The sequence below is a fragment of the Neobacillus cucumis genome (assembly GCF_016908975.1).
Lineage (GTDB): Bacteria > Bacillota > Bacilli > Bacillales > Cytobacillaceae > Neobacillus > Neobacillus cucumis.
Window position 1 is genome coordinate 319,108 of sequence record NZ_JAFBEX010000003.1, and the last position, 13,024, is coordinate 332,131.

A 13,024-nucleotide genomic window follows, 5' to 3' on the forward strand; every position below is an offset into this window, starting at 1 on the left:
AATGAGCATAACACCTATTACTATGATTGAGGCAGTAGAGCATTTGGAAGGGTTTCAAAATAAATTAACTGAATTATCGTCTTACAATGAAATCTACAAAACATTAAATGCTATAAAAGTGGAAAATCCAGAACTAAATTTCGGGACAAAATTATTGAGACGCTTAGGAAATGAAGGCGTTGTTTCAACAGCTCAAGATAAAGAACGGATACTATATTCCCTTTATTCCATTGCTCTATATCAACTCTGTTATAAAGAATTAAAAAAGCATTACTACACGGTCAAAGAGGTATTATTAGAGCTCTGTTTTAGCAAAAAATCGCAAAATTTATACCAATATTCTTATGACCAAAAGTTCTATTCACTTCATAATAATGGACACATGAACATGGTATTGTTAGACCATAAAATCGAAAAAAATAATATATTCATTCTTAAAAGTGAGGTTGAACGATTTAAGAATGAATATATTTCTTGGCCAGAGGCAGCAAACCAAGCAGGTATTACAATGGATTCGTTTAAACACTGGATGATGAGTTATTCAAAAGTTATTATCAGGCTAAAGAATGATACGGACTATTTCTATATTTACAGAAAAGATTGGACGTTATTCTTAAAAGAGAAAAAAAATATTGGTTATATTTCTAGAGCACAGGTCGCAAAAGCTTTAGGTGTAACTGAACCTACCGTTGATAAAGTAATATCTATTTACAATATTGCACCTATAAAAAGAGACGGAGATAATATTACAAACTACTTCAAACAAGAAGATGTAAATAGACTGATCAAAAGACAAAATCAATTATGGCTACAATTTAGAAAAAAATATTTTTCCTCGAAAGAGGCAACAAGTATACTAGGCATCAGCTCCATTTCACTTCGTTCCAAAAATTACAATGACAAAATTCGGTCATTTATTGTTCCACCATTAATCTCAATAAATCGTGATGAAATTAATTTTCGAAAAGGTGGAGGTTGGTTTATTTACCTTAAAAAAGATGTATTAGTGGTTAATCAACAGCGTGAATTACCTCGTTGGGTAGAAAAGGTGTTAATAGATATAATTCACCAATCGGACCAGGTTACATTTAAAACCTTCGAAACAGCCTTGAAGGAAGCTAAAATCTCATTCAGTGATAAAGGAAAAAAAACCGAACAGTATTGGCACCAGTATGTAAAGAAAAAAATTACTAATAGTAAGGCTACTGATGATACTAAAAGAAAAGAAATAAGGAAATATATAACCACGACTATTAAACTAACAAAAATGACATTATTACAAGAGATTTTTGATTTCACAGAAAATGAAATCAATATGTCCGTATTTAATTCAACAACTGAATCAACTGTCCAAACGGAAATGTATAAATTTTTAAAAGTAATCTCCAAAACAAGAAACAATTCAAGTTTGCCAATCAGTTTTAAATTTAACAAGTTGAAGAATATCTATAAAAAAAATAATAAGGAAGAAAAAAAAGAAAAAACGATTTACCCAACAAAGCAGTACATTGACTTACTGGATTTTTCGTGTGACATTCAAGAACGTAAATTAAGGGCTATAGAAGATATTCGTAAGCAATTTAATGGTGAAAGTCACAGTAATAGAGATTCATCTTGGTTATATGTCCTTCTCCATTTAAATAACACTTGGCGACATTATGACGTTACTCTCTTTCCTCGTATTACACTAAAAGGAACAGCCTTTGAGCAAATGGATCCATTAGACGCTTTAAACTGGATAGAAAAAAATGACTTAACCGAACTTGAAACTTCAAACATTATCAATCACGTGAAATCCATTCCATTTAAACACTCTAAAACAAAGAAAAAACGATATTTCTTTTGTTCTGAAGATTTATCTAGTGCATTTGCTTTAGCAGTGGTATTATGCGAGCTTCGCTGCAGAATTTGCCAACCTTTAATGGACACTGTAATAGACTTTGGTAACAACAGAAATTTTAAAGAATCACAAAAAAAAACATTTTTTGAAGGATTCAAACATCAAGATTTTAACTTTATGTCAAAGCAAATGAATCGAACTCTTATTAGTTATATTTACAGTATTATTAAAAATCTCACTAACCGTAATCCCGTCGAAATAACAAAATATATAAGGAGTCATGCAAGCGAAGAAACAACCAATATTTATATTCAAATTCCTCAAGAACAATTGGATTTTATTTCAAACCAATTGTTTTTGAAAGGCCATTTTGGCTATGCCTACGATGCGTTGTGTGAACTAATCTTACCTGAAAAAATGGAGAACATGGATATAAAAAATAGAAATGCCTTATTAATAAAAAATGTGTTCGGAGACGCTTTTCAAATCGAACAAACAGCTCGCTACATGAACCGTTTAACGAAAGAGCAGCAATCTGTACGTAAAGTGTTAGAAGGCCTCTCACTCGAAGAAAGGGTTGAATTGTCCAACTCTATCAAATTGGGGTTACAGCCTGCCAAAAAAGAAGGTTATCAATGTATTTTTAAATCATGTAGGAACAAAGAAATCGATTGTGATAAATGCCCCTTTTCTGTGCCCAATTTTTATGCTCTTTCACAATTAGAAGAGGATTTTTATCTACAGTTAAATGAGTACAAAGAAAAATTCAACTCAACAGATAAAGACGGAGAAAAAATTCGTTTATCAAATATTTTATATTCCTACATCCACTTAATTGGGGTAGCTGTAAATAAATTTGGGAGCGAAACTGTTTCCGCATTTTTCAAAAATGGACTAGATGGTGTAAAGAATGAGTTAGCAGCACTTCCAAGCTCAAAAGAGCTTGTAACAATACCAGAGATAAAGTAGGTGAACAAAGATGTCACTGACAGCTCATGTGCTGGATGATGAGTCGATTGATGAATTTAATGATTACCAATTTGATTTGGAATATATGATTTCTCATGCTATTGAAATATTAGATGAACAAAAAGATAAAAACATTTTTATTTACGGGGATTTTGAGAGTTTAGAATGGCGTTTTATCTGCGATACTCGTCACGTTCCAGTATACTTTAATTTTTCTGAAACCATTGAGAAGTTAAAAGTTTGGACTAAAGAATACGAGCAAATAATTATTTCTTTAAAAAGTTGGATCGCATCGCTTATTCCTTCTCGTTCCATAGAAAGTATAAGAAAATACTTTAAATATCTAGAAGATTTTCTAACAATTTCTCAAGTATTTGACATAAAAATGCTAGAACAATGCGAAATTTATTTTAATCATGAATGTGATGATCGGTTGCGATGGAATATTTGTGTCTCTACACTAAATTTTATTGATTTCTTTGAAGAAATTGATAGTGGCCAAATGTATAAAAAATTGCTTGTAGATGTTAAAAAAGGTATTAATGTTAAAAAAGTAGGGGGAATGGTTCGTAAGCTTCCACCTGCTAAGGATGTATTAACTTTTTCTTGGGTTCTTGAAGACTTCTTCTCTAAACTTGAAAAGTACAATGAGACATTTTTTAGATATTTTCCTATTTATATTTGGTGGACATTAAGTAACCTCATTCCAATGAGACCATCAGAATTTTGTCAAATAGATAGAAACGCCACTTTTGAAGAAAATGACAGATTTTATGTAAGATTACCAAGACTAAAACAAAAAAATAATCATCACAGAATACAAATTGTGGATAAAATATCTATTCCAAAATGGCTATTTGAAGAAATGAATAATTACATTGAACAAACAAATTGCTTTGGAGAAACAATTACATTAGTTTCTAATGCTTCATTTATGAAGAAAATTATTGAAATTAATGGGGACCTTCATAAAAGGTTTACGCTAGAAAAACTTCAATATTTAATAAACCAATTTTACGAAGAAATAATAGAGAATACCTACGGTATGAAATGTAATCAAAGAATTCGTCCAGGAGACACCCGCCATTTTGCCTTTTTAAATTTAATGAGGCAAGGGTATCATCCTGTTGAAATTGCAAGGCTTGGAGGACATACGTCTCTACAGGCCCAATATCACTATCAACAACATATGGAATACTGGGTAGATGTTGAGATTATTCAATTGATGCAACGCTTTAATCTTTATCAAACCACAATGAATAAAGATGGAACAAACCCAATAAGTGATTTTTCTATTGATGATGAATTTATTAGGGAAAAGGTTTTAAAAGTGAAAGGCAGTAACTTTAAAAAGGAAGTTGAAATTGGATTTTGTACCGACCCTGATATGTATTGCCAAGTCGATAAATGTTTCTTTTGTAAACATTGGGGAATTAGCTCTAATGAATTCTTAGAAAAACGAAATGAAATTGAAAAGGAATTTAAAAAGTGTAAAAGTGAGGTCAGCAAATTAGTCGGAATGTTAAATAATTTATATAGCATTGCATTAAAAGAAGCATTTGAAGATGATTTTGCTGAAGAGAGCATCGAATTTAATCAAGACCTATTTCTTACCAAGAGCCAATTAGATGAAAAAGTGTATAGGATGCTTAATTTTTCATCGAGTATTGCAAAAGCAAGAAAGGATTGATGAATCTTAATGGGAAGGAACAAAACAACGTATTCCGAAGAGTTTATTGAGGGTCTTATTTACCGATATGCAGATGAATATAAAGTACATGGAGAAGTTCCATATATGGATATGCTCCGCTTCACTGACGAACTGATAAAAAACAAAGAAATTGATATAGGGAAAGTAAGTTTTGGAGAGTATTTTTGGCGAAAAGGCGATGGTAGAGATGCTATCGACAAAGCTAATCAAGTAATGAAACATAGTATTCAAAATGGATTTCAAGAGGATAAATCATATGTTGATACAAGGAGTACTGTAAATAAATTCTTTAAAGGCACAAATGCTAATAAAGAAAAATTAATAAACAATTTAATGATAAACGAGAAAAAGTTACAACATTACATGAAAAAGTGCGAGCAATTAGAAAAGGATTTATTGAAGACAAAAGAAGCCTTACAACAAGAAAAAGTGTCCAGACAAAGAAATAAGGAGGAGTCAGAAACATACAAAGAAACTTTATTCCAATGGACTGAACTGAGTGTCAGCAAGGACATCCCTATTGTAAATTTATTTTCAACAGGTAAAACAAGACATCAAGTCGTAGAAGAAATGCTAAAAAATGTATTATCAGACAAACCAATAGCTACATTTAAAAAAATGAATGATTTTATCGAGTCGAGCAAAAAAGAAAAGTCACAGCAAAAAAAGTCACAGTTGGTTTCTGTCACATCATCAATTCAAAAACAGAAAAGCATGCTCGATGATATAAATTTCTAAAAAAGTCCTCACCTATAAATTTGGTGAGGACTTTTTTAAAGAATTCAGCCTTTGATAAATTTGGCTTAATCTTTTTTCTGCACCTGCTTCTTTTGGCTCGTAGTAGATCCTATCTTTTAATTCTGAAGGAAGGTATTCTTGATTAACCCAACTATTAGGGTAATTATGAGGGTACAAATATTCTACACCATGCCCTAATTTCTCTGCCCCTCTGTAATGAGCGTCTCTTAAGTGGAAAGGTATATCACCAGTCCTTCCATTCCGAATATCTTCAATGGCCGCATCTAACGCTACATATGCGGTGTTACTTTTAGCAGAGAGGCACAATTCTATGACAACTACCGATAATGGGATACGACCCTCTGGCAAGCCTAAACGTTCCACTGACTGTATTGCAGGTAAGATCCTTGCACAAAGTTCAGGATTGGCTAATCCAATGTCTTCGTATGCAATAACAAGGAGTCTTCGGCAAATGGAAACAAGGTCTCCTCCCTCTAATAACCTTGCTAAATAATGTAAAGCTGCATTAGTGTCGCTTCCTCTTATACTTTTTTGAAAACCTGAAAGTAAATTATAGAAAATATCGCCTTTATTATCATGCGTGAACCCTTTATTTTGAATACACTCTACAACTGTGTCCTCAGTAACGTTAATGTTGCCTTCTTTATCCTTCGGTGAAGCCCAAACGATATTTTCTAAAAGAGTAAGTGCGGTTCGTCCATCTCCAGTTACGTTTGCAATACGGTTTAACAGGTCATCGGAGATATTTATACTTTCTTTCCCCAAGCCATCACTAGTATCATTCAAAGCCTTTTTAAGAAGTTTTAATATGGCAGAAGGTGTTAGTAGCTTAAGTTGCTTAATCTGACCGATTCTCGACAATATAGCCCCTCTAACGCTGTGAAAAGGGTTCTCTGTGGTAGCTCCAATAAGAGTAAAGACTCCTTCCTCTAGCGTCTTTAGAAGAAAATCTTGTTGGGTTTTGTTTAACAAATGGATCTCATCAATGAAAAGAATTGCATTTCGGGTTAGCCTTGCTTCGTCGATAACTTCCTCTATTTCCTTTTTTCCAGCTGATGTAGCATTCAGGGCATAAAAATCCTTCTTTGTGGACCCTGCAATTGCAAAAGCAAGTGAAGTTTTGCCTGTCCCTGGAGGGCCATATAAAAGCAAAGAAGGAACGTGGCCATTTTGAATCATACGATACAAAGCTGTTTTAGGCCCTATTACATGATCTTGTCCTACAATATCTTCTATGGTTTTAGGCCGCATTCGATGCGACAATGGTTCAGTTTGGAACATAAAAACTCCCCCTTCCAAAACAAGAAAAACGGACCCCATAAAAATCTTTCAACAGGTTCATAATTACTTACCATAAATAATTTCAAAAGACTTGTATAGAAAATTATTCAACATTTACAAATCTATTTTGGGATTAGATAAGATTATTTTACCACAATATTAAAAGAAAGGTTTTACAACCAATTTCTTCTTAATCTCGCTTACCTTGAGAAAACCATTCAAATTTTATCCACGAAATAATGGATAAAACTCTTACAACGCATAAGTAGCATGGTAATCACTATAAAATCCATGGAAAACGGTTATACAAAGGTGCATCGATTAGATAAAGCTAAACAGGATTTTTTACTGCCTTATTTGGAAAACGGCATGATTGTGTTAATTGGGGCTACCACTAGCAATCCCTATCATGCAATCAACCCAGCGATTCGGAGCCGCTGTCAAATCTTTGAGCTTAAGCCTTTAGCACCTGAAGAAGTCAAGCAAGCTTTGATCTATGCCCTACAAGACGATGAACGCGGGTATGGGAAAGAAAAAGTGGACATCTCTGATGAAGCATTATTGCATTTTTCGCAAGGTTCAAATGGAGATGTTCGCAGCTCCTTGAACGCACTTGAACTAGCCATTTTGTCAACGGATAAAGATGAAAATGGGATGATTCATATTGATGTAGAAACGGCAGAGGAATGTTTACAAAAGAAAAGTTTGGTTGCCGATAAAGACGGAGACGGTCATTATGATGTCCTTTCCGCTTTTCAAAAATCGATTCGCGGAAGTGATGTGGATGCTGCGCTCCATTATCTTGGCCGCTTAATTGAAGCAGGTGACCTTCCAAGCATCAGCCGTAGGTTGATTGTGATTGCCTACGAGGATATAGGGCTTGCCAATCCCCAATCAGGAGCACGGACATTAGCGGCGATTGAAACGGCCGAGCGAATTGGATTCCCTGAAGCGAGGATACCTCTCGCCAATGCCGTCATCGAACTTTGCTTATCACCTAAATCAAACTCAGCCATCCTGGCAATTGAGGCTGCTTTGGCGGACATTCAAAAGGGCATCGTTGGCGAAGTACCGGATCACCTGAAGGATGCCCATTATAAAGGGGCAAAAGAGCTAGGCAGAGGAATTGACTACTTATACCCACATGACTACGAAAACGGTTGGGTACCGCAGCAATATTTACCCAACAAATTAAAAAACAAAAAATACTATCAGCCTAAGAAAACAGGAAAATTCGAACAAGCCCTGGCTACCGTCTATGAAAAATTAACAAGGTCAAGAAAGTAGAAACAGTAAAAACGGTGACAGGCACCATGTGAATTCTTCACATGGTGCCTGTCACCGTTAGTTATGCGGCTATGTCTCGTTTGTTAAAAACGTAGAAAGCGAGTAACTGGAATAGGACAAAGTATATGACGAGTATGAAAATGGAGAAGGGCACTGTCATACTGTCGACTAGCGGGGTTCCTTCAAAATATTGCATTAAATCGGTGTTGGCAAATAAGATGTATTTTGCCCAGTCAAATTTCATGGCAAGCAGGGCAGTAAATTGGCTACCGGTAAATAATAAGAACAACGAAAGCCCAATCGCAAGTGAGCTATTCCGGAAAACAGCAGAAATCATGAATGCCATGGTCACTAACATAATCATATCAATTGAGCTGAGCCCATAATAGATAAGCAAATGAATGAGCATATTTTGTTCAGAAACATGACCATTCGAATAGTTTAAATATGGAACAGTTTTCTCAGGCAAACCGAACAAAATGGCCCCCAATAGACCAGAGAAAACAAACATGATCACCAACATAAGGAAGGCAAATAATAATACCGTTATGTATTTCGATAATAAAATCTTTGACCGATTAATCGGCCGGATTAATAACAGCTTAATAGTCCCCCAATTAAACTCACTGGCTACAATTCCAGCAGCAACAATAATAATAAAAACACCGGCTAACATAATCAGTTGGGTGGAATCTTTTACGAAGGACCAAACCGAATATTTCTCTTTAGGCGGTATATTATGTTGAATTCGGTAATCATTAATCGCGATTTCTTTTTTGAAATACTGCTTCTCCATTGCAGTCTGGCTCTTGACCATTTGCTGCTTTAAGGCACTATTCTCCTCCTGTAAGACTTCCTGCCAATTCTTATCCTGCTGGACATCCATACTATTATTCTGAGCCTTCATGACAATCCCAACAAGCGCAAGAGTTAAAACTAAAATGGCTATCATCACAATCGTTCCCGGACGCCTAAATATTTTCATCCATTCATTTTTAATTAAATTAACCACGAGCCCTCGCCTCCTGTTCAGATGTCACTTCAAGGAAGCGATCTTCTAATGTTTTTGCCGCTTCCTTTATCCCAAAGATGGAGATCTCTTCGGCAACTAGCAACTTAACCAAAGCAGGAATATCCTGTTTATTTAATTCAACCGTTAGACCATTTCGAGAATGCTTTACTTTAGCATTTGGGTAAACCTCTGCTATAAGATTTATGGCCTTGTCACTCGGAACGGCCTCTATTTCAAATGCTGCTCCTGAGCCATGAACAAATTCACGGACAAGCTGCACATCGATTAACCTGCCATCTTGAATAATCCCAATTCTGTCACACATCATTTCCATTTCAGAAAGTAAATGACTCGAAACGATTACGGCCATATTCTTTTCACGAGCCAGCAGGCGGACATAATCACGGATTTCTCGAATACCAGCGGGGTCTAACCCGTTTGTAGGTTCATCCAGAATTAACACCTCTGGGTCATGCAACAGGCACTGAGCTAAGCCTAAACGTTGTCTCATTCCGAGCGAATAAGTTTTGACTTTGTCATGAATTCGATTTGATAATCCTACCAATTCTATCGTTTCAGCTATTTTTTCCTTGGTAATTCCTTTCGTCATGCGTGCATAATGCACTAGGTTTTGATACCCGGTTAAAAACTTATACATTTCAGGATTTTCAACGATTGCTCCGATATGACCAACAGCATCCTCAAATTGCGTCTTTATACTATTACCGCCAATCAGGATGTCCCCAGAGGTAATTCCCATCAGACCCACAATCATTCGAATGGTCGTGGTTTTTCCTGCACCGTTTGGACCTAGAAATCCAAACACTTCCCCTTTATTTACTTGAAAGCTGATTTGGTCTATTATGGTTCTTCCTCTAATCACTTTTGTTACATCTCTTAACTCTACGATAGTCTCCAAATTCTCGCTCCTCTCTTAAACAGCCCCCAAAAACAAGTTTACCTGAAACTTGAAAAGATTTCCTCTTCCTAGGAATAAAAAAAGCCCTAAACTATTCCAGTTTAGAGCCGGGCACTTTATTTTTCATCTGAAACACGTTGAATTTTGATGTCTTTTAATAATTGTCTAACCACATAGCTTGCCATAATAAGACCTGCCGCTGATGGGACAAAGGCATTAGATGCTGGTGGCATTTGTGCTTTGCGAATTGGTGCATTTTCATTTCCCACTTCTTTTTTGATATCCTCACGAATAACAATTGGGCTTTCGTCAGAAAAGACGACTGGAATGCCTTTATGGATTCGTTCTTTGCGAAGTTTAGTGCGAATGACTTTGGCAATTGGGTCCGTATGAGTTTTTGAAATATCGGCAATTTGGAAACGGGTTGGGTCCATTTTGTTGGCCGCCCCCATGCTTGAGATAATCGGTATATTTCGTTTTAAGCATTCTTTCATCAAATGGATTTTATAGATAATCGTATCAGAGGCATCCACAACGAAGTCCAATTTGTGACTAAAAATTTCTTCATACGTTTCTTCTGTATAAAACATTTTTAGCGAAATGACTTCACAATCAGGATTAATATCTCTAATTCTCTCTTCCATGATTTCAACCTTTGGTCTGCCAACTGTTGACAAAAGGGCAATTAACTGGCGGTTGATATTCGTTATATCTACATCATCTTTATCAATCAAAATTAATCGACCAACACCAGACCGTGCTAAGGCTTCAGCCGCAAAGGAACCGACACCGCCAATTCCTAAAACAGCAACGGTGCTGTTTTTCATAATATTTAGTCCTTCTTTACCAATCGCAAGCTCGTTGCGTGAAAATTGATGCAGCATGATATTCACTCCAAATTTATATTCACTTTTATATATTTTTTCACCCATAAGAATATATCATACCCACCTATAAAAACAAGTAATCAAGTAGGAATTATTATGGAATGTGTTAAAATGGTTTATTTCCGCTCCAGGCGCTCGCTTTCCGCGGGCGTGCCGGAGAGACTCTTCGACGCTAAAGCGCCTGTGGGGTCTCCCCAGCCCCTTACTCCCGCAGGAGTCGAGCGCCTTCCGCTCCAATCAACATACTTATAAAATAAATATGACCATTATTAAAGACAAATAAAAAATCACCTTCCGCATGTGCAGAAGGTGATTTTTTGAAAAACAAAGAGTCCCAATGATGCCGTCGCTCATGATCCTTCGTTTTGATCCCGCTACTAGCAGGTGGGTGCCCTGTTTCCGTTATTGTAAGTCCCTTTACCGTATAGGTGGGGCATTTACGCAAGTAGAAAACTCCAGACTCCCGAATCTTAAATGTTCGGTCAAAACTTCAGGTAACACAACGTACATTTCAGGACTCTTCTTGAATTGTTTTTATCATATCACATTTTATAAACCACGACAAGAATTCATGAAAACGAATTCTTGTTATTTATTAACATTTAGTGACAAATATAATTCCTTTAATTGCGCCTCGGAAACTTCACCAGGTGCATCGGTTAACAAGCAACTTGCACTTGCTGTTTTTGGAAATGCGATGGTATCACGTAAGTTGGTACTGCCGGCAAGCAGCATTACCAAACGGTCAAGACCAATGGCGATTCCACCATGTGGAGGTGTTCCATATTCAAAGGCATTTAACAGGAAGCCGAACTGCTCTTGCGCTTCTTCTGGAGTAAATCCAAGAACGCTAAACATTTTTTCTTGTATCGAACGTTCGAAAATCCTTAGTGACCCACCGCCAAGTTCATAGCCATTTAAAACAATGTCATAGGCTTGGGCACGTACCTTTGAAGGGTCTGTATCAAGAAGTTCAAGATCTTCTCTAAATGGCATAGTAAACGGATGATGTGCCGCATAGTAACGACCTTCTTCTTCAGCGTACTCTAATAACGGCCAGTCCGTTACCCATAGGAAGTTAAACAGGCTAACGTCGATTAAACCTAGCTCTTTTCCTAGTTTAAGTCTTAAAGCACCAAGAGCATCTGCCACAACACTCTTTTTATCGGCAACAAATAATAGTAAATCTCCTTCAGCTGCTTCAAGAGTTGCCTTAATGGCTTGTGCATCCTCTTCAGAGAAGAATTTGGCGATTGGTCCCTTTAAGCCTTCTGCCTCTACCTTTAACCAAGCAAGCCCTTTTGCACCGTAGACAGCAACAAATTCTGTTAAAGCATCAATATCTTTACGAGAGTATTGATCAGCGGCTCCTTTTACATTAATGGCTTTTACCTGACCGCCATTTGCAACAGCTGCAGCAAATACTTTAAAGCCGGAATCTTTTACAATTTCAGAAAGGTCCACTAGTTCTAAACCAAATCGGGTATCTGGTTTATCTGATCCAAATCGGCTCATCGCTTCTGCATAAGTCATCCGTGGGAAAGGTGTTGAGACTTCTACCCCTTTCACTTCCTTCATCAAACCAGATAACATTGTTTCCATCATGGATATAATGTCTTCTTGACTTAAAAAGCTTGTTTCAATATCGACCTGGGTAAATTCTGGCTGACGATCTGCTCGCAGGTCCTCATCACGGAAACAGCGGGCAATTTGATAATAACGTTCAACCCCGCCGACCATCAGCAATTGTTTAAATAACTGCGGTGATTGCGGTAAGGCATAGAATTCTCCTGGATGGACACGGCTTGGCACTAAATAGTCACGTGCTCCCTCCGGTGTACTTTTTGTTAAAATTGGTGTTTCAATATCTAAAAAGCCTTCGCTGTCTAGATAGTTTCGAATATGCTTCGTCACTTGGTGGCGCATCTTTAATGTTTCAAACATGACTGGGCGGCGGAAGTCTAGATAACGATATTTTAAGCGAACATCTTCAGAAGCATCTGTCCGATCCGTAATTTGAAACGGTGGTGTTTTCGCTTCATTGATAATGGTTACTTCTTCAGCTTGAATTTCAATCGTTCCTGTTGAAATGTTTTCATTGATGGTTCCTTCTTCACGGCTGACAACTGTTCCAACCACATTCAGAACATATTCGTTACGGATAGTTTCTGCTAATTGAAGTGCTTCCTTTGATAAATCAGGGTTGAATACGACCTGTACTATTCCGCTACGGTCACGTAAATCAATAAAAATTAAACCGCCAAGGTCACGGCGTCTTTGAACCCAACCCTTTAATGTTACTTTTTCACCTACTGCTGATTCTGGTACTTCTCCACAAAAATACGATCTGCCAAACATG

Annotated in this window: 9 protein-coding genes and 1 other RNA gene; 4 read left to right on the forward strand and 6 right to left on the reverse strand. The window is 36.6% G+C overall.

Annotated features, from left to right (window positions below):
* Nucleotide 1 precedes the first annotated feature (1 nt).
* The 3 genes from JOC76_RS05930 to JOC76_RS05940 are packed head-to-tail and all read left to right on the forward strand — an operon-like array spanning nucleotide 2 to nucleotide 5,258.
* Complete coding sequence (locus JOC76_RS05930; RefSeq protein ID WP_239557559.1) at nucleotides 2–2,809, forward strand: hypothetical protein; 2,808 nt, start codon at nucleotides 2–4, stop codon at nucleotides 2,807–2,809.
* A gap of 10 nt (nucleotides 2,810–2,819) precedes the next feature.
* Nucleotides 2,820–4,499 (forward strand): site-specific integrase, encoded by a 1,680-nt coding sequence (locus tag JOC76_RS05935; protein WP_205176656.1) that lies wholly within the window; start codon nucleotides 2,820–2,822, stop codon nucleotides 4,497–4,499.
* 9 nt (nucleotides 4,500–4,508) lie between these two features.
* Nucleotides 4,509–5,258, forward strand: coding sequence for a hypothetical protein (locus tag JOC76_RS05940; RefSeq protein ID WP_205176657.1), 750 nt, complete (start codon nucleotides 4,509–4,511; stop codon nucleotides 5,256–5,258).
* Between the two features lie 12 nt (nucleotides 5,259–5,270).
* On the opposite strand, the gene JOC76_RS05945 is transcribed toward JOC76_RS05940, so the two are convergent.
* Nucleotides 5,271–6,560 carry a replication-associated recombination protein A gene (locus JOC76_RS05945; protein ID WP_205176658.1) on the reverse strand — a complete coding sequence of 430 codons (1,290 nt, stop codon included), beginning with the start codon at nucleotides 6,558–6,560 and terminating at the stop codon, nucleotides 5,271–5,273.
* 270 nt (nucleotides 6,561–6,830) lie between these two features.
* On the opposite strand from JOC76_RS05945, the gene JOC76_RS05950 reads away from it, so the two are divergent.
* Nucleotides 6,831–7,847: a replication-associated recombination protein A gene (locus JOC76_RS05950; protein ID WP_239557560.1), complete on the forward strand. Its 1,017-nt coding sequence runs from the start codon at nucleotides 6,831–6,833 to the stop codon at nucleotides 7,845–7,847.
* 61 nt (nucleotides 7,848–7,908) lie between these two features.
* Here the strand turns inward: JOC76_RS05950 and JOC76_RS05955 are convergent, their stop codons facing one another.
* The 5 genes from JOC76_RS05955 to aspS all read right to left on the reverse strand — a co-directional run bounded on the left by JOC76_RS05955 (nucleotide 7,909) and on the right by aspS (nucleotide 13,023).
* Nucleotides 7,909–8,859, reverse strand: coding sequence for an ABC transporter permease (locus tag JOC76_RS05955; RefSeq protein ID WP_205176659.1), 951 nt, complete (start codon nucleotides 8,857–8,859; stop codon nucleotides 7,909–7,911).
* Nucleotides 8,852–9,778, reverse strand: a complete 927-nt coding sequence (locus JOC76_RS05960) for an ABC transporter ATP-binding protein (protein WP_205176660.1) — start codon at nucleotides 9,776–9,778, stop codon at nucleotides 8,852–8,854. Before JOC76_RS05960 ends, JOC76_RS05955 begins: the two co-directional genes overlap by 8 nt.
* Before the next feature lie 116 nt (nucleotides 9,779–9,894).
* Nucleotides 9,895–10,662 carry a tRNA threonylcarbamoyladenosine dehydratase gene (locus JOC76_RS05965; RefSeq protein WP_205176661.1) on the reverse strand — a complete coding sequence of 256 codons (768 nt, stop codon included), beginning with the start codon at nucleotides 10,660–10,662 and terminating at the stop codon, nucleotides 9,895–9,897.
* 330 nt (nucleotides 10,663–10,992) lie between these two features.
* Nucleotides 10,993–11,186: non-coding RNA, 6S RNA (gene ssrS, locus JOC76_RS05970), on the reverse strand.
* Between the two features lie 67 nt (nucleotides 11,187–11,253).
* A complete protein-coding gene (gene aspS, locus JOC76_RS05975; protein ID WP_205176662.1) occupies nucleotides 11,254–13,023 on the reverse strand; it encodes an aspartate--tRNA ligase in 1,770 nt (589 codons plus the stop codon).
* Between the last annotated feature and the right edge of the window lies 1 nt (nucleotide 13,024).